The organism is Qipengyuania sp. JB2-7 (assembly GCF_055693485.1).
This window is the reverse complement of the sequence record NZ_CM146335.1, coordinates 397,815-417,001: the sequence shown is the minus strand read 5'-3', so window position 1 is coordinate 417,001 and position 19,187 is coordinate 397,815. Positions and strand designations below refer to the sequence as shown.

At 58.2% G+C, this 19,187-nt stretch carries 16 protein-coding genes and 3 pseudogenes; 13 read left to right on the top strand and 6 right to left on the bottom strand.

Annotated features, from left to right (window positions below):
* The first annotated feature begins 4 nt into the window (after positions 1-4).
* The 6 genes and pseudogenes from ACZ1GM_RS02015 to ACZ1GM_RS01990 all read left to right on the top strand — a co-directional run bounded on the left by ACZ1GM_RS02015 (position 5) and on the right by ACZ1GM_RS01990 (position 5,351).
* The gene (locus ACZ1GM_RS02015; protein ID WP_472677533.1) at positions 5-589 is read left to right on the top strand and encodes a TolB family protein; all 585 of its coding nucleotides are present in this window, start codon (positions 5-7) and stop codon (positions 587-589) included.
* Positions 538-1,239 carry a TolB family protein gene (locus ACZ1GM_RS02010; protein ID WP_472677532.1) on the top strand — a complete coding sequence of 234 codons (702 nt, stop codon included), beginning with the start codon at positions 538-540 and terminating at the stop codon, positions 1,237-1,239. The genes ACZ1GM_RS02015 and ACZ1GM_RS02010 overlap by 52 nt, the downstream gene beginning before the upstream one ends.
* Before the next feature lie 10 nt (positions 1,240-1,249).
* Entirely contained in the window at positions 1,250-2,083 is an 834-nt protein-coding gene (locus ACZ1GM_RS02005) for an alpha/beta hydrolase family protein (protein ID WP_472677531.1), read from the top strand.
* 37 nt (positions 2,084-2,120) lie between these two features.
* Positions 2,121-3,167 carry a ligase-associated DNA damage response exonuclease gene (locus ACZ1GM_RS02000; RefSeq protein WP_472677530.1) on the top strand — a complete coding sequence of 349 codons (1,047 nt, stop codon included), beginning with the start codon at positions 2,121-2,123 and terminating at the stop codon, positions 3,165-3,167.
* Positions 3,167-4,782: pseudogene (locus ACZ1GM_RS01995) on the top strand (cisplatin damage response ATP-dependent DNA ligase). The gene ACZ1GM_RS02000 and the pseudogene ACZ1GM_RS01995 overlap by 1 nt, the downstream one beginning before the upstream one ends.
* A 53-nt stretch (positions 4,783-4,835) precedes the next feature.
* A complete protein-coding gene (locus tag ACZ1GM_RS01990) occupies positions 4,836-5,351 on the top strand; it encodes a DUF1993 domain-containing protein (protein WP_472677529.1) in 516 nt (171 codons plus the stop codon).
* On the opposite strand, the gene ACZ1GM_RS01985 is transcribed toward ACZ1GM_RS01990, so the two are convergent.
* The 4 genes from ACZ1GM_RS01985 to ACZ1GM_RS01970 all read right to left on the bottom strand — a co-directional run bounded on the left by ACZ1GM_RS01985 (position 5,348) and on the right by ACZ1GM_RS01970 (position 9,131).
* Positions 5,348-5,920 (bottom strand): gamma carbonic anhydrase family protein, encoded by a 573-nt coding sequence (locus tag ACZ1GM_RS01985; RefSeq protein ID WP_472677528.1) that lies wholly within the window; start codon positions 5,918-5,920, stop codon positions 5,348-5,350. The genes ACZ1GM_RS01990 and ACZ1GM_RS01985 overlap by 4 nt on opposite strands.
* Positions 5,917-6,480 (bottom strand): GNAT family N-acetyltransferase, encoded by a 564-nt coding sequence (locus ACZ1GM_RS01980; RefSeq protein WP_472677527.1) that lies wholly within the window; start codon positions 6,478-6,480, stop codon positions 5,917-5,919. Before ACZ1GM_RS01980 ends, ACZ1GM_RS01985 begins: the two co-directional genes overlap by 4 nt.
* 4 nt (positions 6,481-6,484) lie before the next feature.
* Entirely contained in the window at positions 6,485-7,480 is a 996-nt protein-coding gene (gene hemB, locus ACZ1GM_RS01975) for a porphobilinogen synthase (protein ID WP_472678603.1), read from the bottom strand.
* Positions 7,481-7,547: 67 nt separating this feature from the next.
* Entirely contained in the window at positions 7,548-9,131 is a 1,584-nt protein-coding gene (locus tag ACZ1GM_RS01970; RefSeq protein ID WP_472677526.1) for a peptidoglycan DD-metalloendopeptidase family protein, read from the bottom strand.
* A 213-nt stretch (positions 9,132-9,344) separates the two neighbouring features.
* Between ACZ1GM_RS01970 and ACZ1GM_RS01965 the strand changes: the two genes are divergently transcribed.
* The 6 genes and pseudogenes from ACZ1GM_RS01965 to ACZ1GM_RS01940 all read left to right on the top strand — a co-directional run bounded on the left by ACZ1GM_RS01965 (position 9,345) and on the right by ACZ1GM_RS01940 (position 14,832).
* Positions 9,345-11,879: a helicase-related protein gene (locus ACZ1GM_RS01965; protein ID WP_472677525.1), complete on the top strand. Its 2,535-nt coding sequence runs from the start codon at positions 9,345-9,347 to the stop codon at positions 11,877-11,879.
* 51 nt (positions 11,880-11,930) lie between these two features.
* Complete coding sequence (locus tag ACZ1GM_RS01960) at positions 11,931-12,185, top strand: S4 domain-containing protein (protein ID WP_472677524.1); 255 nt, start codon at positions 11,931-11,933, stop codon at positions 12,183-12,185.
* Between the two features lie 94 nt (positions 12,186-12,279).
* Positions 12,280-12,619: pseudogene (gene fdxA / locus ACZ1GM_RS01955) on the top strand (ferredoxin FdxA).
* 279 nt (positions 12,620-12,898) lie between these two features.
* The gene (locus ACZ1GM_RS01950; protein WP_472677523.1) at positions 12,899-13,432 is read left to right on the top strand and encodes a CarD family transcriptional regulator; all 534 of its coding nucleotides are present in this window, start codon (positions 12,899-12,901) and stop codon (positions 13,430-13,432) included.
* Between the two features lie 222 nt (positions 13,433-13,654).
* Positions 13,655-14,425 (top strand): GIN domain-containing protein, encoded by a 771-nt coding sequence (locus tag ACZ1GM_RS01945; protein ID WP_472677522.1) that lies wholly within the window; start codon positions 13,655-13,657, stop codon positions 14,423-14,425.
* A 77-nt stretch (positions 14,426-14,502) separates the two neighbouring features.
* Complete coding sequence (locus ACZ1GM_RS01940) at positions 14,503-14,832, top strand: hypothetical protein (protein WP_472677521.1); 330 nt, start codon at positions 14,503-14,505, stop codon at positions 14,830-14,832.
* A 2-nt stretch (positions 14,833-14,834) separates the two neighbouring features.
* On the opposite strand, the pseudogene ACZ1GM_RS01935 reads toward ACZ1GM_RS01940, so the two are convergent.
* Positions 14,835-15,800 (bottom strand): annotated as a pseudogene (locus ACZ1GM_RS01935) (L-threonylcarbamoyladenylate synthase).
* 58 nt (positions 15,801-15,858) lie between these two features.
* Between ACZ1GM_RS01935 and ACZ1GM_RS01930 the strand changes: the two are divergent.
* A complete protein-coding gene (locus tag ACZ1GM_RS01930; protein WP_472678602.1) occupies positions 15,859-17,598 on the top strand; it encodes an acyl-CoA dehydrogenase in 1,740 nt (579 codons plus the stop codon).
* Between the two features lie 18 nt (positions 17,599-17,616).
* On the opposite strand, the gene ACZ1GM_RS01925 is transcribed toward ACZ1GM_RS01930, so the two are convergent.
* Positions 17,617-19,095 (bottom strand): PQQ-dependent sugar dehydrogenase, encoded by a 1,479-nt coding sequence (locus ACZ1GM_RS01925; RefSeq protein ID WP_472677520.1) that lies wholly within the window; start codon positions 19,093-19,095, stop codon positions 17,617-17,619.
* Positions 19,096-19,187 lie beyond the last annotated feature (92 nt).

Below are 19,187 nucleotides of genomic sequence, written 5' to 3'. Positions count from 1 at the left end.
GATCATGCAGAAAAAAGCACTGTTCGCGGGCGTCGTGACGCTCGCGCTCGTCAATCCCCTCCTCGCTGAAGATCATACTGATAAGCCTGAGAAACACTTCACTGGGGCGGATATATTCGGCCTGACGGTCGGTGCTGACCCCCAGATCAGCCCAGATGGCAGCCAGATTGCCTATGTGCGCCGCACCAATGACATCATGGTCGATCGTGCCGTCAGCTCCATCTGGCTGATTGATGTGGCGAGCGGCGCCGAAACCCCGCTTGTGACAGGCGAGGGATCGCATACTACGCCGCGCTGGTCACCCGATGGCGACCGTCTGGCGTATGTATCGACCCAAAGCGGCGGCGGACCGGAATTGCATGTGCGCTGGATGAGTACTGGCGCGGGCGCGAATATCACCGCTTTGCCCGAAGCGCCGGGAGCCATCAGCTGGGCACCCGATGGCAGGCACCTGGCCTACACGGCACGCGTGCCGGGCGAAGGCCTCACGCTGGGCAAGCCCCCGCAAAGCCAGAAGGTGCCGAGTGGGGCAAGCCGTTGCAGGTTATTGACCGTGTTACGTACCGCATTGACGGCGGCAGCTATGTGAAGCCGGGCACGATGCAGCTGTTTTTGGTAAGCGCAAAAGGCGGAGCACCTCGCCAGTTGACTTTTGGCGAATATAGCAATGGCGGGACAGTAGAGTGGACGCCGGACGGCGAAACACTGTTATTCAGTGCCAACCGAGATGAAAATTGGGAGCTGGAGCAACTTGATTCCGAAATCTATGCCCTTGATATCGCAAGCGGCGCGATCACAGCGCTAACTGATCGCTATGGCCCCGATGCGGGCCCTCAAGTCTCGCCTGATGGTAGCACGGTCGCTTATGTTGGCTATGACGATGTTGGCAATGCCTATGATCAAGCGAAGCTTTACACCATGAATATGGACGGCACAGGCAAAGAATTGCTGACAGGTGACTTTCCTGCCAGCCCGGACAGGATGGAATGGACTGATGCGGGACTATTCGTCAGCTTCGAGCGCGATGGTGAGCACCGCGTGGCCAAGGTTGGTCGCAATGGCGGAATCAATCTGCTGGAACCACGCCTGGGCAGCACCTACTACGCGCTGCCTTACACCGGCGGAGAATGGTCAGTCAGCAATAGCGGTACGGATCGCCTTTACCACCGCCAGCAGCATCCGCCCCCCAGATATTGGTGTGACGAGGCGGGGTGGTGCGCGGCGGCTCACCAGCCTTAACGAAACAAGCTTGGGCGCCAAGACGCTAGGCGAAACGCGCGAATTGGCGGTTACAGCACCCGACGGTGTGGCCATCCCCTCGTGGATCATGCTGCCCCCGGACTATGTCGAGGGTACGCGCGTCCCAATGATTCTGGAAATGCATGGCGGGCCCTATGCAGCCTATGGCCCCGAATTCTCGGTCGATTATCAGCTTTATGGCGCCGCAGGCTATGCCGTGCTGTTCACCAATCCCGGCGGATCGACCGGCTATGGCGAGGAATTCGCTGACCGGATTGAGGACAATTACCCCATCAGTAATCATGACGAGTTGATGGCCGCTGTCGATGCAGCCATTGCAGCGGGCTATGCCGATCCGGAAAACCTGTTTGTGACCGGCGGATCAGGCGGCGGCATCCTGACCGCATGGGTGGTCGGCCAAACCGATCGCTTCAAGGCGGCGGCGTCGCACAAGCCGGTGATTAACTGGACGACGATGGCGTTGATGGCGGACTTCTATCCGTTCTTCGGCAAATATTGGATGGGCGGCCTGCCTTGGGAGCGGCCCGAGCATTATTGGGAACGCTCTCCATTGGCGGCGGCAGCCAATATCAAGACACCGACGCTCGTATTGGTCGGTGCAAACGATTACCGCACACCGCGCAGCGAGGCAGAGCAATTCTATGGCGCGCTCAAGCAGGTCGGGGTTGATACCGCGCTGGTGGTTACTCCAGACTCCAGTCACAACAATCTCACCCAATCGCCAAGCCAACAGGCTGCCCGAACAGACAGCGTCATCGCGTGGTTCGACAAATATCGCACTGATAAGGATGACAGCGTGGCCGAGAGCAGCAATACCGAATAATGGGAACAGGGGCGCAGGCCTGTGGGTTTAGCCCATAATGTCTGCGTCCAATTCCCCACCCTTTTCATGGATTAAGCCCGAGCCCTGGGGCATTTATATCAAGCCTGCTGATTGCTGGGTCGATCCCGGACGGGCAGTCGACAAAGCTCTGGCGACGCATGGCCACGCCGACCATGCGCGCGGCGGTCATGGCGAGACGATTGCTACCCCGGAAACTTTGGCGATCATGAAACTGCGCTATCGCACCGGGGCAGAGGATGAGCATGGCGAAATGCCATCCAGAGCCACGCCGGTAAAGTATGGTGAGACCATTGCGCTAAAGGGTGACGTCAAGGCGACTTATGTGCCTGCGGGCCATGTGCTGGGCAGCGCACAAATCCTGCTGGAACATGCAGGCGAACGGGTTGTGATTACGGGTGACTACAAGCGCCGAGCCGACCCAACCTGCCCACCTTTCGAGGTGGTCCCTTGCGATATCTTCATAACCGAGGCGACGTTCGGCCTGCCAGTCTTTACCCACCCGCCTATCGAAGATGAGATGGCAAAGCTGCTCGGACGACTTTCGGCACATCCGGATCATTGCGTACTGGTGGGCGCCTATGCGCTAGGCAAGGCGCAGCGGGTGATCGCCGAATTGCGCGCGGCAGGGCATCACGAACCAATCTATCTCCACGGTGCTATGGAAAAAATGTGCCGCCTTTACGAAGAACACGGCGTGCCGCTGGGCGAGCTGCGTCTGGTTGCGGATCACAGCAAAGAGGACATGCAGGGCGCGATTGTTGTTTGTCCGCCCTCTGCGCTCAATGATCGCTGGTCACGGCGTTTGCCCAACCCCATCACCGCAATGGCCAGCGGATGGATGCGGGTGCGTCAACGTGCACGCCAACGCAACGTGGAGCTGCCGCTGGTCATTTCTGACCATGCCGACTGGAGCGAGCTGACCGACACTATCCGCGAGGTTGATGCGCAGCAGACTTGGATCACGCATGGCCGCGAGGAGGCGTTGCTCCGGTGGTGTGAGCTCAATCAGCGCAAAGCACGTGCGTTGGCGATGGTCGGGCGCGAGGAAGAGGATGGCGAATAGTGGAGCAATTCGCAGCACTCATCCATGCATTGATTTACACCCGCAGTCGCAATGAAAAACTGCGGCTGATCGCGGAATATCTGCGCGATACGCCTGATCCCGACAGAGGCTGGGCGCTCGCAGCGCTGACTGGCGAACTTGATTTCTCAGCGGTTAAGTCGTCGACTATTCGCAACCTGCTGATGGAACGGGTTGACCCAGTACTGTGGAAGTTGAGCCGCGATTTCGTTGGTGATACTGCCGAGACAGCCAGCCTTTTGTGGCCCATTCCCATCACCGAGCCTGACCCACCCAGCGTTTCGGAAGCGGTGGAACTGCTCAACGATCTGACACGTGCCACCGCACCACGCGAATTACCCAAATTACTCGACCGGCTCGACGAAAATGCTCGTTTTGCGCTCATTAAATTCGCGACAGGCGGAATGCGGATTGGTGTGTCAGCGCGTCTGGCGAAGACCGCCTTTGCGCAGGCCTTTCATGTCTCGGTCGATGAGGTCGAGGAGTATTGGCATGCTTTAAAACCGCCCTATGCGGAGCTGTTCGCATGGGGTGCGAACGGAGCCGATCCGCCCGACACCGAGAATATGCCGACCTTCCGGCCCTTTATGCTGGCCCATCCGCTGGAGGACGACGCGATCAAAAAGGGCGTCGACATGGCTGAGTATGCCGCGGAATGGAAATGGGATGGCATTCGCGTGCAAATCGTGCGCGCCGGAAAAGATGGTTGCGATGAGACGCGGCTCTATTCGCGATCTGGTGATGATATCTCCGCGACCTTCCCGGAGTTGCTCGACGTTCTGCCATTCCCTGCCGTGCTGGATGGCGAATTGCTGGTGCGTGGGACCACGCAAGGAGGAGAAGAAGGGGTGCGGCCAGTTTCAACGCGCTACAGCAGCGCCTCGGCCGCAAGACCGTCAGCAAAAAAATGCTTGCCGAGGCTCCGGCCTTTGTGCGGCTTTACGATGCCCTGATCGTGGACGGCGAGGATCTGCGGGCTCTGCCATGGGACGAGCGTCGTAGCATCCTTGAGAATACGATGACGCGCCTGCCAACATCGCATTTCGACCTTTCACAGGTGGTCGAGGCGCGCGATTTCAAGCATTTGGCTGAAATCCGCGAGAGTACCCGCGAAGACGCGATCGAAGGGTTAATGCTCAAACGCCGCGACAGCCCCTATATCGCCGGCCGCAAGGCGGGTCTGTGGTGCAAATGGAAGCGTGATCCGCTGTTGATCGATTGTGTGCTGATGTATGCGCAGCGTGGCAGCGGCAAACGATCAAGCTTCTATTCTGACTACACCTTTGGATGCTGGGATGGCGATCCGGATAAAGGCGCCGAGTTGCTACCTGTTGGCAAAGCCTATTCCGGATTCACAGATGCGGAACTGAAGAAACTCGACCGGCTCGTGCGCCAGACCACGCTTAACCGTTTTGGTCCAGTACGCGAGGTGGAGCGGACGCTGGTGTTCGAGGTCGCCTTTGATAGCGTCCACACAAGTAAACGGCATAAGTCAGGCCTCGCCATGCGATTCCCACGCATTCATTGCATCCGCTGGGACAAGCCGGTGCATGAGGCGGATCGGATTGAGAGTTTGCGGACTCTGGTGCGAGATTAGGTTGGAAGCTCTAACTTAGTCGCTAAGGTTCATAGCAAGAGAGGAGCTGCCCCATGAATCTATATGACCAGTCCGTTACCACCTACCGATCGCGGCTGAACACACTCGCGGGCCTTTTGACGAAGGCACAAACACATATAACTGGGGATTCGCTTCTACAAGCGCGGTTGAGCGAAGATATGCACCCGTTGGCGACGCAAATCCGCTTTGTTGCGAATATTTCTGGCGAAGCCATGCAGCGCCTTGGGGTGCGCAACTTCACTTCAAGCGATGACGATATAACCAGTTTCGGCCAAGCCACGGCGCTTGTGTCGAAAACGGCTGATGTGCTCAATGCCATTGCGCTGGAAGAGCTACCCGCACCCGAAACCAGGATCAACTTCGCAATTGGCGATGGGGCGTTTCATTTTGAGCTAAGCGCTGAAGAATATGTGCGCGAATTCTCCATACCCAACTTTTATTTTCACCTTTCGATTGCCTATGCGATCTTGAGGATGAAGGGGCTGGAGATTGGAAAAGCGGATTTTATCCCGCATATGGCCCAGTATTTCACAGCGCCAACCAGCTAAGGCGCGGGCAAACCCTCGCTCACCGCAGCTTTGTGCGCCTTTGCGTTCTCAGTGTAATGCATCACCCCTGCGCGCATCCCAGCCACAGCGGCATCGTTCAAATCACGCAGCGGTTTCGCGGGGCGGCCAGCCCACAAGCTGCGCTCTTCCATCACCTTTCCCTCGGTCAGCATCGCTCCCGCCGCCAGCATGGCGTCAGAACCAATCACCGATTTGTTCATCGCAATCGCGCCCAAACCTACAAACCCACGATCATGGATCGTGCAGCCGTGGACCATCGCCATATGTCCAATCAACACGTCGTCCCCGATGATAAGCGGTGAACCATCGGGGTCGCCTGGACGCGGCGGATCGCAATGCAGCACACTGCCATCCTGCACATTCGTGCGTTCGCCAACCCGGATTGTAAACACATCGGCGCGCAGTACGCAGTTGTACCAGATCGAGCTTTCCGCCCCGATATCTACATCGCCAATGATCGTACATCCAGGCGCAACGAAAGCTGTTTCATGAATCTTGGGCGTCTTGCCATGAATCGGGATTATATTCACGCCGGGATATGCAGTCATTTGGTCTTTTCCCATTCTTCGCGGGTGATCGAATAGACGATGACGGACTCGGGCCCAAATACAGTGCTTTCAAAGTCCATGTCTTCGCGCCGCTGCATACCGAGACCCTTCATAAGACCCCAGCTCGGTTCATTCTCGATGACCGTCAGTGCGATAATATGCGGCGCATCGAACTGCTCAAATCCGATCTTGAGCGAAGCCTGTGCAGCTTCCTTGGCATAGCCTTTGCCCCACGCATCTTCTCGCAAACGCCAGCCCGCCTCCATATCGCCGGTCGGGCTGTTTTCTTCATTGCAGCGCTTTAGACCGCAAAAGCCGATGATCTCTCCTGAAAGATGCCCTCCATCATCCTTGCGCTCGCACACCCAAAAGGTGTGGCCATGGTCGCGGCGGTATCCTTCAACGCGCTCAATGGCCGCCGCCATCGTCGCCTCGTCAGCGACCCCGCCAAGCCATTCCATAACAGCAGGCGTATTGCAGTGATGCCAAAATTCAGGCCAATCTTCCTCGCGCCAGTCGCGCAGGATCAACCGCTCCGTCTCATGATAGAAGTCGCTCATAGACTTATGCTCCAAGCAGCCGCGCTGCGTGGGCCGCATGGTAAGTCAGCACGCCGCTGCATCCGGCGCGCTTAAAGGCAATGAGTTTCTCCATCAGCAGCGCGTCTCGATCCCCCGCTCCAACGCTCTCCGCCGCTTCGATCATGGCATATTCGCCGCTTACCTGATACGCGAAAACTGGAACGCCGAATTCCTGTTTTACACGGTAGATTATGTCGAGATAAGCGAGACCAGGCTTCACCATAATGCTGTCCGCGCCCTCGGCAATATCAAAGCCAACTTCGCGCAAGGCCTCATCACCATTGGCGGGGTCCATCTGGTAGCTTTTTTTGTCCCCTTTCAGCAGGCCGCCAGAGCCCACTGCATCGCGAAATGGCCCGTAGAATGCACTGGCGTACTTGGCCGCGTAACTCATAATCTGAGCGTTATGGTGTCCACCCATCTCCAACGCCATGCGTATCGCATGCACGCGGCCATCCATCATATCGGACGGTGCGATAATGTCCGCTCCCGCCTCGGTTTGGTTCAAGGCCTGATCGACAAGAACCGCAACGGTTGCATCATTGACGACATAACCACTGTCATCGAGCAGGCCGTCCTGACCATGGCTGGTATAGGGGTCGAGCGCGACATCAGTCAGCACGCCAATCTCGTCGCCGCACGCATCCTTTACCGCTCGGATTGCCTGACACATCAGATTATCGGGATTATGCGCCTCTGCACCATCATCGCTGCGCCGGTCGGGCTGCGTGTTGGGAAACAGTGCAATCACCGGAATGCCGAGCGCAACTGCTTCTTTCGCGCGCGCCACTATGCCATCGACTGACCAACGCGAAACGCCGGGCAGGCTGCCAATTGGCTCCTCAACGCCAGCACCAGATGTCACAAAAAGCGGCCAGATCAGATCCGCCGGGGTCAAAATGGTCTCGCGGTGCAGCGAGCGGCTCCAGCCGGTCGCGCGCGTCCGCCGGAGTCGTGTATTCGGATAGCTACCTGTCATACGCTGATGCATGCCGGATTCGGCTCTTGCATGCAATTGTATGGCCGCGACGCATCAGAAGCGACTGTTAGCTGCCCTCGACTTCAACCGGTCTGTCAAGCTTGTCGATCTCGCGTTCCGGCAGCACTTCCTCGCGCTCTTCAGGCCGAACTTCCAGATCCTCCAGCGCAGCGCCCGCCTCTACTGTCTTGATCTTCGCAAGCGTATTGCGGAAACGCTTAAGCTCATCCCCGCTTAATTGTGCACGCTCAACGAATTTGACACTGTTGGGATTGATCGATTTGCCATTGCGATACATCTCGTAGTGGAGGTGCGGACCCGTTGAGAGCCCGGTCGACCCAACATAGCCGATCACCTGGCCCCTGCGTACCGATTGCCCGCGACGCACCGCAATACGGCTCATGTGGCAATATCGTGTGTCGAGGCTGCCCCCGTGACGCAGACGAACCGCCTTGCCGCAGCCGCCCATGCGGCCCGCGCCCGTTACGCGCCCATCAGTTACCGCCACAATCGGCGTTCCGTGACGTGCACGGAAATCAACGCCGGCATGCATCCTGCGATAGCCCAGGATAGGGTGCCGACGCATGCCATAGCCCGATGACTGTCGGCCCGGAACAGGTCTCGCCAATCCACCACGGCTTTCACCAACGCCTGACGCTTCAAAGAACTTTCCGTCTTCGCCCCAGCGCATCAGCTGGACCTTGGGTTTTTCGTCGCGGTCAACGCCAGCATAGAGCAATTGCCCCGCCTGCCGTTCGCCCGTTGCAGCGCGGCGATGGGCGATAATCATGTCAAAGGTGTCGGTTGATCGCACATCACGCGACAGGTTCACTTGCTGGCCGAGCTGCTTCAGATAGGCTTGTACCGCGCTCGCAGGGGCTCCAGCCGCACGCGCCGAACGATATAGGCTTTCACCAACGGTTCCGCGAATGCGCAAAGGCGTATCATCAACGCGGATGACCTTCTTGCTGAGCGAGAGCACGTCACCATCAGCCAGGCGATCAATCGTCAGTTCGGTGTCGAAACTGGCCCGGAACGACAAAGCGTCAAGCGGACGCGGTGCCTTTTCCGCCGGGCGGCGTCCCAAAGTAATGTCTACTTGAGTGCCAGACTCAATATCGGAGAGCGGCACGACATCCTCAACCAGCGCCAGTACTTGCTGAACATCGTCGCGCGCCATTCCCGCACGTAGGAGCGTCCTGCCAAAGCCTTCACCGTCGGAAAGTGTGGCGACCAGCTGGATCTCTGGCCGCTCTGGCGCAGCGGCGAGAGCGCGAACCGATGGCGATGCGGCCATTTTGCGTCCGCTATCTGCGCCAAGAGCCAGCGGCATAATCATCTGGCTGCGAAACTCATCGCGCGCCTGATCATCTAAATCAAAGGTCGGGGCTGCTTCTAACGGTGCGAAATTTGGCCAGAACGCCAATGCGACAGCGGAAAGGCCAACCATCGTGCCAAGACCGCGGAACCAACGGCCACTGCCGATATCTGCGCCGAGATCAGGAGCGAGATCGAGATTTGCTATCCTCTCTCGCCAAGCGTTGCGCGCGGGCGCAACTTCAGGCGAGCCAGGCGCGGGCTTTCCGCCGCCGCCACCCCCGTTGCCGCCCTCTCCCGATGCCGGAATGCCGTCCTGTTCTGGGCGGTACACGCACTATCTCCGTAAAGCGCCGCAGGGGCCATATGACCGCCGCAACCCGATTTCTTATTAAGCTCTGCCGCAAATCCCTGCGGATTTAAAGTTAAGTTCGACTTAATCCGCGCCTGTCTGAGTCTCTATTGCGATGAGTGGATCATACCCCATGGTAAAGTGTGTCGTTTGTCCGCTTGTGTGTGCGGCATAGCGCTGGCAAAGCTGGTCCACGTGCAACGCGCAGACATCAAAGCAGTTCTGGGTCCGACCAATACCGGCAAAACGCATCTCGCGATTGAGCGGATGTGCGCGCATTCGAGCGGATGTATGGGATTTCCGCTGAGGTTATTGGCGCGCGAGGTCTATGATCGGATTTGCGCGATTAAACCCGAACGTGAAGTCGCCTTGATTACGGGCGAGGAGCGGATCGAACCAGAAGGCGCCCGCTATTTATGCTGCACAGCGGAGGCCATGCCGCGCGATGGCGGCGATGCAGCATTTGTTGCGCTGGACGAGGCGCAACTCTCCGCAGACCGGGAGCGCGGGCATATTTTCACCGACCGCTTGCTGAATGCGCGCGGACGTGAAGAGACATTGCTGCTGGGTGCGGCCACACTGGCACCTATGGTCGAGGCGTTAGTGCCCAAAGCTGAAATCAGCGACCGACCACGTTTTTCGACACTCAAGCATATCGGCCCGCGCAAGTTATCTCGCCTACCGCCGCGCAGCGCCATCGTCGCCTTTAGCAGCGAGCAGGTTTACGCCGTCGCAGAGATGCTGCGGCGATTTCGTGGCGGCGCAGCCGTTGTCATGGGCGCGCTGAGTCCCGAGACACGAAACAAACAGGTCGAGCTATTCCAATCAGGCGAGGTCGATTACATCGTTGCGACCGATGCGATTGGCATGGGCCTCAATCTCGACATCACGCATGTGGCCTTTGCCGGTCTCACCAAATTCGACGGACGGCGGATGCGGCGGCTCACACCGGCGGAAATGGCGCAAATCGCTGGGCGCGCCGGGCGGCACCAGCGCGATGGCACATTCGGAACCATCTCTGGCATGGCCGCGAAAAGCGGGAAGCAGAGCGGCGCGGCGCCCGAATTCACCGAAGAAGAAATTTACGCGATTGAGGAGCATCGTTTTGCCCCGATCACCAAGCTGTTCTGGCGCGAGGCAGAGCCGCGCTTTGACACACTGCCAGTTTTGATCGGCGATCTGGAACAACCGCCCCAGCACGATGCCTTGCGCAGTGCTCCGCCCGCCATTGATCTGATGACCCTCAAGCGCCTTTCCGAAGAACCAATGGCGCGTTCGATCAAGGGTGCCGGCCTTGTGCGCCGTTTCTGGGAGGCATGCTCGTTACCCGATTTTCGGCAGCGCGGCCCCGATGTTCATGCCCGCTTTGTCGCGCGGTTGTGGCAAGATCTGTGCGAGGGGTATATCGGCGCAGATTATGTTGCGGCGCGGATAAGCGAGCTCGACAATATGTCGGGCGATATCGATACGCTGCAGGGCCGCATCGCGGCGGTGCGCAGTTGGGCCTATATCTGCCAGCGGCCCGATTGGGTGCTGGCGCGCGATGAAATGGCGGCCCGCGCTCGCGCCGTTGAAGCCAAACTGTCAGATGCCCTGCACGGGCGCCTGACGGAGAGATTTGTGAACCGGAGGACAGCAATCCTGATGAAATCGCTGGGACAGGACGCATCGGCACTACCCATCCGTGTGGATGATGATGGCGCGGTGTTTGTCGAGGATGAACCACTGGGCAAAGTCGAGGGGTTTCGCTTCGTCCCAGATCAGGCGGCGAACCATGCTGACCGCAAAATGCTGCTGGCGGCCGCAGAAAAAGGACTGCCGCGCATTCTTGGCGAGAAAGCGATCGCGCTGGCGCAGAGCGAGTGCGCAGATGTGGAGATTCGCAAGGGCGAGCTAATCTGGAACGACGTGACTCTGGCAAAACTTGAGCCGCGCGAAGGCGAAGTTGAGCCCGCCATCATCCTACAGAAAGAAATTGCGAGCCTACCAGAGCCAGCGAGGAACTCTTTGCAAACTGCGCTTGAAACGTGGCTGAAAAGCAAACTTGCGCCGCTCGAACCTCTCGCCAAAATGCACGAAGCTGCGCGCGATCCCAATGCTGGATCGCAAGCACGTGCGCTGTTGCTAAATCTGATCTCGGGGCACGGTCATATCGCGCGCGAAAAAGCAGGGATCGAGCATCTGCCGAAGGAGATGCGCCCATTTCTGCGCAAGATTGGCGTGACATTTGGCGCGCTCGACATCTTTGCACCTGCTTTGTTGAAACCCGCACCGCGCCAATTGCTGCACGCGCTGGGCGTTGATCGCCGCACCCTTGAGCGCGATATGCTGCCAGTTATCAAGGGGGCGAAGAAGCTGCCATCGGGCTATCGCCCCGCAGGCAGTCAGGCCATTCGCTTTGATCTGGCTGAGAAGATCTTCCGAGCAGCGCACGAAACGCGCGCAAAAGCACAAAGCCCAAACCAGAAACGCGCGAAATTCGTTCTCGATCTCGCATTGCCCATTTCCATCGGCCTGGAAGAGAGCAATGCCATCAAGCTGCTCGGGCAGGCAGGCTTTCGCGTTCAGCGCGCGCCCACGATGGCGGAGGGTGCATTTGGCCCGCCACGCCCCGACCGCTGGGAATGGCGTCCCTCGCGCCGCGAGCGCCAGCATGCACACACTCGCAAACCCATAAAGGGAGCGGAGGCTGGTAATGCGTTTGCCGGTCTGGCCGATCTGATACGATAGTGCTTGGCGGGGGTGATCATAGCTACCTTTGAGCCAACAGCATGTGCGGCAATGCGGATCGACCGCCTGCTCTGCTACCTGCGCTTTGCCCGTACCCGTACAATCGCCGCTGATTGGGTGGTGGCCGGTCAAATGCGCTGCAATGGAGAGCGGGTGATCAAAGCAAGCCATAATGTGCATGTGGGCGATGTGCTGACCCTGCCTCCGCTCAGCAGAAATACCCATCGATCCGGTACTGCTAAGGCTGGGCTTGTCAGCGTCGTAGAGATTGTCAGTTTGCCTGAGCGGCGCGGCCCCCCCACATGAGGCGCAGAATCATTATCGAAAACTTGACTGATGCGCGTCTACAGCCCTAGCAGCGCGCACCCGTATCGCGAGATAGCATAAGGAATTCGCTTAAATGACATACGTCGTCACCGACGCCTGCATCAAATGCAAGTATACGGACTGCGTTGAAGTCTGCCCCGTCGATTGTTTTTACGAGGGTGAGAATATGCTGGTAATCAACCCCAGCGAATGCATCGATTGCGGCGTCTGCGAACCGGAATGCCCGTACCGAGGCGATCCTGCCCGATACGGAAGATGGCCTTGAGAAATGGCTTGAGGTCAACACGCAATATTCCGCTGAGTGGCCCAACATCACGAGCCAGAAAGAGCCCCCGGCAGACGCGGATGAATTTAAAGGCCAGGAAGGCAAGTTCGAAAAGTTCTTCTCTGCGGAACCTGGCGAAGGCGATTAAGCCGGACCGAGGATCCGCTTCTCTCAAGCGCTTGCTCAACCTCGGTGATGCCAATTCGGCACATATTGAATTGCGATTCGCAATTTTCTTTCAGTTATGCTACATCATATGCCAGCCGCGGCGGTTGGTCCCGCGCGTATGTGACAATTGAGAGGCCAGTAACACCCCACAAGCCACGCTGAGTAGCCCGTGTGCCACAATTGTGGCCTGCGGAAACGAGAAGCTCAGCTCTGGCTTTGGCGGTGGTTACGATAAGGGTCCGCAGAGAAAGGAATTCGCATGGCGAGCAAGGCAGATGCCTTCGACGTGGGCGATTATGTTGTTTACCCAAAGCATGGCGTTGGCCGTGTTATCGAACTGCAGAGCGAGGAAATCGCTGGCATGCAGCTGGAGCTGTATGTTCTGCGGTTCGAGAAAGAGCGCATGACGCTGCGCGTGCCGGTCAATAAGGTTGAGTCAATCGGCATGCGCAAGCTGTCGAGCGACAAGACTTTGAAGGAAGCGATGGAAACGCTCAAAGGCAAGCCAAAGGTCAAACGGACCATGTGGAGCCGCCGCGCACAGGAATACGAAGCCAAGATCAATTCTGGTGAGATTGTCCTGATCGCCGAGGTGACACGCGATCTCTTCCGCCCGGAAGATCAGCCGGAGCAGTCCTATTCAGAGCGGCAAATTTTCGAAGCTGCATCCAGCCGTCTGGCGCGTGAATTGGCCGCGATGGAAGAAACTGACGAGCCGACCGCGCTTGAAAAGATCCTCGATGTGCTGCGCACCCACGCGCCGCAATATTACGAGAGCACCGAAGAAAGCTAAGGCTGTTCCTTACAACGCCCATGAGGCGCTCGAAAAGGCCGCTTGCACAGACGTGTGAGAGCGGCCTTTCCCATGGAAGGCTCCGCTGAGCAAGAAAGCGAGTGCTTGAATGCCGCTTGCTGGTGTATTACATACGCAATACGGGATTGCAGATCCGGTCTGAGCGTACCCAGCTCGACCACCCCTTCATATGGGAGGGCACATTGGAGGCATTGAAAAGACATGATTCACAAACTGCTTAAGGGCCTGGCCCCCATCGCAGCGCTCGCCATGGGCACAATGGTCGTCGGCTGCGACGGAATGAATATCTCCATTGGCGACCAAGAGGGTGTGCCGCTGTCAGAAATTGATATGTCCGGCGCTGCTCCAACGAATCTCGTACTTGCGTCACGCGATAGCGTGGTCATCACTACCGGCGACCAGCTTGCGGTGGATGTTGAGGGTGATGACGATGTGGTGGATGCAATGCGCTTCACTCTTGATGAAGATACGCTTGGCGTTCTTCGCGAGCCCGGCTTTGACAGCGATGATCGTGTGGCCACGATAAGAGTAACGATGCCAGCGCCTGACTCGCTCACACTCGCTGGATCCGGTAATATCGCATCGGAGACTGTGGCCGACAAAGCCGACGTGACGATCGCTGGCTCCGGGCGGATCGACATTGCAACGCTCGACACCTCCGCGATTGATTTCAACATTATGGGCAGCGGCAAAGTCGGTGCAGCAGGTAATACGACGAAGTTGTCGCTTAACATCGCTGGCTCTGGCGGGGCAGAGCTGGATGAGCTGACCGCAGATGAGGCGGACGTCACAATCGCAGGGTCTGGCGAAGGTGCCTTTGCCTCCGACGGGACAGTGGAAGCCACAATTATGGGCTCTGGCGACGTGACGGTATTTGGCCGCGCAACCTGCGACGTGAATGCGATGGGTTCGGGCAAACTTACCTGCAAGCCAGCTACACCTGACAGTGAAACAGGGTCAGCCGAGGAATAATCTCCGCTGGCTCGCTGCCGAATTCATTGAGGATCAACCGTGATCCGACTAGAGCGGCGCATGGAGGGAAACCGATCATGCGCCGCCTTTCAATTCTCATGCCTTTGCTCGCCGCCCCGCTCTTGTCGGGATGCTTAGCTAAAACCGCACTGGATGTCGCGACCGCACCGGTAAAAGTCGTCAGCAAGGGTGTCGATCTAGCGACCACCAGTCAGTCAGAAGCGGACGAGAAGCGGGGCCGCGAAATCCGTCGCCGCGAAGAGCGTTTGGCGAAGCTGGAGCGGCGCTACGCCGAAGAGACAGAAGATTGCGAGGATGGCAATCGCCGCGCATGCGAGGACGCGCGCGAAACCTATGATGAAATGCAGGAGCTGCTGCCAACCATTCCGGTCGAGCCGGAGCGGTAACGCTATTCGAGCAGTGTTGCCGCCCGTCGCAACCTATCATTGATTGCAACACCAATCCCCTCTTCCGGCACGGGTGCGACCGCGATGCTGAGCTTATCACTAGCTGCGGCCTGATGCAGACAATCGTAAAGATGCGAAGCAGCCTCAATCAGGTCACCTGCCTCTGACAAGGTGCAGTCTCCCATCACTGCACCGAACCCGATAACAAAGTCGTCTGGCGCAACTTCGGTCACATTCAACCGCATCGGTTTGCCAGGAGAGTAATGGCTGGCGAGCTGACCGGGCGCTTCGATCACAACTTCGCCAGTCTGATCGGGCGCTACCGACCCTCCGAAATATCGCTCGGAAATATCTTGGCGGGTGATTGGGCCAGGGCGGAGCACCTGCCACGAATTATCATTGCGAACGGCGATTATCGTGGACTCGAGCCCTGCATTTGTCGTTCCCCCATCAAGCACCAAATCAACCCGACCATCCAGCGACGCCAAGACATGCTCGGCACTCGTGGGGCTAATAAACCCACTGCGATTGGCCGATGGCGCAGCAAGCGGGAAATTGGTCTGCTCCAGCAACTCCCGCATTACTGGGTGCGCAGGTGCGCGCAGAGCAATCGTGGGTAAACCTGCGGTGATCGCCGACGCAAGACCAGCGCCCTGCCTTGCCGGAACGACAAGAGTCAGCGGCCCAGGCCAGTAGGTGTCTGCCAATTCTGTAGCTTGGTCAGGGATCTCAGCAAAGAGGCGCGCTTGTTCCAAGTCCACGACATGCACAATCAATGGGTTAAAACTCTACCGCCCTTTCGCCGCGTAAATCTTCGCCACCGCCTCAGCACTGTCGGCACGCGCAGCAAGCCCGTAAACCGTCTCTGTCGGAACCGCGACCAGTCTACCGCGTTCAAGAATCGCAGCCGCTCTCGCGATTCCCTCGGCGTCTGCCAGCACCACTTCCGTAACGTTCTTGCAGGTCATAGCTGCGCGCTATATTTCGCTTGAACGAAAACCCCAAGCAGAAGACGAGAAAACTGTGATCCCTTACACCCCCGCCACGCAAGATCAGTTACTAGCCATTCGTGTAAATGCAGGGATTGACGAGCTTGCTCAGTCAGAACGCTTTGCTGCAGCCGAGCCTGATATGGTGGAGGCAATCGTCGAAGGCGTGGGGCAATTTGCCGCTGGAGAATTCGCCCCGCTGAACCGCATCGGTGATCTTGAGGGTGCGAAGCTTGAAGACGGCATTGTGCGGCTGCCCGATGGGTTCAAAGAGGCTTATGACGCCTATGTAGAGCAGGGGTGGAATGCGATTGCTTCACCCGCTGAGTTTGGCGGACAAGGGCTGCCCTTTACGCTGGCCTGCAATGTGCTGGAAAACCTCGGCACGGCCAATATGGCGTTCAACTTGCTACCGATGCTGTCGGTTGGCGCAATTGAGGCGCTGGAGCATCACGGCAGCGAGGCGCAGCAAGCGCTTTACCTGCCCAGCCTCGTCAGCGGGGCATGGTCAGGCACAATGAACCTGACGGAGCCGCAGGCTGGAAGCGATGTCGGCGCGCTGCGCAGCACCGCCGAACCAATCACCGATGGCGAACACGCGGGCAAATACCGCATTCAGGGCCAAAAGATCTACATCACCTGGGGCGAGCACGAGCTTGCCGAAAATATCATTCATCTGGTGCTTGCGCGCCTGCCCGCTGCGCCCGAGGGGTCGCGGGGTATCTCGCTATTTATCGTACCGAAATACCACGTGAATGGAGATGGCAGTCTGGGGCCGAAAAATGACCTGCGCTGCGTTAGTTTGGAGCATAAGCTGGGCATCAATGCCTCGCCCACCTGCGTGATGAGCTACGGCGACAATGGCGAATGCATCGGCGAGCTCGTCGGTGCGGAAAATCGCGGGCTCGCCGCAATGTTCACGATGATGAACAATGCGCGCATCAATGTCGGCAATCAGGGTGTGCAAATTGGCGAGCGCGCCCTGCAACAGGCACTCGGTTACGCCAATGACCGCGTTCAGTCGGCGCGCGCTGGCTCACCCGACAAAGAACCTGTTTCGATTATCGAACACCCCGATGTGCGGCGCATGCTGATGCGGATGAAGGCTTTAACCGAAGGGCCTCGCGCTTTGCTTTATTACACAGCCGGTCAGGTTGACCGCGGCACTCTAGGCAATGAAGTTGCCGCGATGCGCGGCGAAATTCTCACGCCGCTGATCAAGGCCTGGGGTACTGATATAGGAATTGAGGTCGCAAGCCTTGGCATTCAGATCCATGGTGGGATGGGTTTCGTTGAGGAAACCGGCGCTGCCCAACATTGGCGCGATTCGCGCATCGCCCCGATTTACGAGGGCACGAACGGTATTCAGGCCGCCGACCTGGTCACGCGCAAGCTGGGCATGGACAATGGTGATGCACTTATCGGTCTGGCTCAGGACATTGCAGGTGATGCAGCGACTGAGCCTGCATTGGCCACATTGGCGCAGGAATGCGTTGCCATCGCGGAATGGATGCGCACCGAAGCAAGCCTCGATGATCGTCTCGCCGGCAGCGTACCTTTTTGTACGATGTTGGCGGTCGCGGTAGCCGGCTGGCAGTTAATCAAGCAGGCTGACGCCGTGGCATCAGGCGATGCACCTGCACTCGCGGCAACGAAGCCCGCAACGGTACGCTTCTTCCTCGATCGGATAGTGCCGGAGGCGTCGGGTCTCAAAGCGAGTGCGATTGCGGGGGCAGAGTCGCTCTATGCGGTCGAGGCGAGCGCTTTAACAGCCTGATCCGCCGAGAATGATCGCCTAATTTCCAGGTGCCTCGCGCGCGAAATCATCCGGTCCGAATGTGGCGCGGGCATCGCCACTCAATTCACGCTGTGGGGGCAGACGCGCGCCAGTAAGTCGCTCAATGCCCGCCTGCGGTTCGGCATCCGGCGCCACCACGCGCCAGATAATCCCGGCCGTATCGTCGCTGACAAGCAACGACCCATCAGACGCCCATTCAACCCAGGTCGGTCGGCCTTTCGTTGTGCCATCTTCGTTGAGGAAGCCGCTTAGTACAGGGACAGGCTTTCCTTGCGGGTTGCCGCGTTCGTCAAACTCTACGTAAACGACGTTATAACCCGATGGCGGCTTGCGATTCCACGAACCGTGCTGCGCGACGAATGCACCGGATGCAAAACCCTCACCCATACGCGCGCCTTCCGTGCTGAAAACCAGGCCTAACGCTGCTACGTGCGGGCCCATGGCGAATTCGGGCCGGCGTGTGTATTCGGTCAGGAATTGCGGCATTGGCGCTTCTACGCGCTGATCGATGTTGTCCTTCCAATACACCCACGGCCAGCCATATTGCGCGCCCACAGGTACATTGGTGAGGTAGTCTGGCACCAGATCAGAGCCGAGCATGTCGCGCTCATTAACAGTCGTCCAAAGCTCGCCCGACCAAGGGCTGAAATCGAGGCCATTGGGGTTGCGCAGTCCCGCGCCAAAAATGCGCTGTGATTCAGTTTCGAGATTATATTCCCAAATGAGCGCGCGGCCTTCCTCAACATCCATGCCCTGCTCACCGATATTTGATACAGAGCCAACGGCGACAAAGAGCCGGTCACCATCAGGATGAATTTCCATGTTGCGCATCCAGTGTCCGCCACCGGGCGCGAGGTCCATGATTTTGCGCGATGCGCCAGCCAGCGTTTCGCCGCCCAATTCATATTCAAATGCGGTCACCTCGTCGTGATTGGCGACGTAGAGCGTGTTGTCGTGCCACGCCATGCCAGAAGGGGAATCAAGCGTGTCTGTTAGAGTAAAGCGTCCCTCTGCAATTCCGTCGCCATCGGTATCGCGCAGCAGAACGATCTCATTGGGTGATTCTCCGGCAGCACCTGCCTGGGAAAAGAGGTAAGAGGCAATGAAATTGCGAATGCTGCTCATAACGCCGCCATCGCCATCACTGTCGCTCTTGGGCGAACGCGTCAGGGTAACCAGAATATCGCCATTGGGCAGCGCCAACAATACGCGCGGATGGTCCAGACCATCGGCAAAACGCCCCACTGCCAGTCCATCGGCAGCCTGCGGGACCTCATCAGCGCCCCAGCCCACCGGCTTGGCAATCTGAACTGTCGGAATGCTCTCGGCTTCAGGAGCTTGTAGCACCGGGTCGGTGCCCGAAACGTCTCCAATGTCCAGATCAGCGGTATCGCCGCGCGTGAGGATGTACCCCGCCACGCCAAGCAATACGAGGAGGACGAGAAGAGCGATGAGGATCTTTTTGAGGATAGACATGACTTCTCCCTAAGCGAGTGTTTGCAACGCCACAATGCCTCAGCCGCAATGTTGGGACGAATGCAGGACGACCATAACCATCCCCGGGTTGC

Excerpts from the sequence above, each read along its gene's own strand:
- ACZ1GM_RS02015 (WP_472677533.1), top strand. The coding sequence starts at position 5 with ATGCAGAAAAAAGCACTGTTCGCGGGCGTCGTGACGCTCGCGCTCGTC.
- ACZ1GM_RS02000 (WP_472677530.1), top strand. The coding sequence starts at position 2,121 with ATGTCTGCGTCCAATTCCCCACCCTTTTCATGGATTAAGCCCGAGCCC.
- ACZ1GM_RS01990 (WP_472677529.1), top strand. The coding sequence starts at position 4,836 with ATGAATCTATATGACCAGTCCGTTACCACCTACCGATCGCGGCTGAAC.
- ACZ1GM_RS01985 (WP_472677528.1), bottom strand. The coding sequence starts at position 5,920 with ATGACTGCATATCCCGGCGTGAATATAATCCCGATTCATGGCAAGACG.
- ACZ1GM_RS01980 (WP_472677527.1), bottom strand. The coding sequence starts at position 6,480 with ATGAGCGACTTCTATCATGAGACGGAGCGGTTGATCCTGCGCGACTGG.
- hemB (WP_472678603.1), bottom strand. The coding sequence starts at position 7,480 with ATGACAGGTAGCTATCCGAATACACGACTCCGGCGGACGCGCGCGACC.
- ACZ1GM_RS01960 (WP_472677524.1), top strand. The coding sequence starts at position 11,931 with ATGCGGATCGACCGCCTGCTCTGCTACCTGCGCTTTGCCCGTACCCGT.
- ACZ1GM_RS01950 (WP_472677523.1), top strand. The coding sequence starts at position 12,899 with ATGGCGAGCAAGGCAGATGCCTTCGACGTGGGCGATTATGTTGTTTAC.
- ACZ1GM_RS01945 (WP_472677522.1), top strand. The coding sequence starts at position 13,655 with ATGATTCACAAACTGCTTAAGGGCCTGGCCCCCATCGCAGCGCTCGCC.
- ACZ1GM_RS01940 (WP_472677521.1), top strand. The coding sequence starts at position 14,503 with ATGCGCCGCCTTTCAATTCTCATGCCTTTGCTCGCCGCCCCGCTCTTG.
- ACZ1GM_RS01925 (WP_472677520.1), bottom strand. The coding sequence starts at position 19,095 with ATGTCTATCCTCAAAAAGATCCTCATCGCTCTTCTCGTCCTCCTCGTA.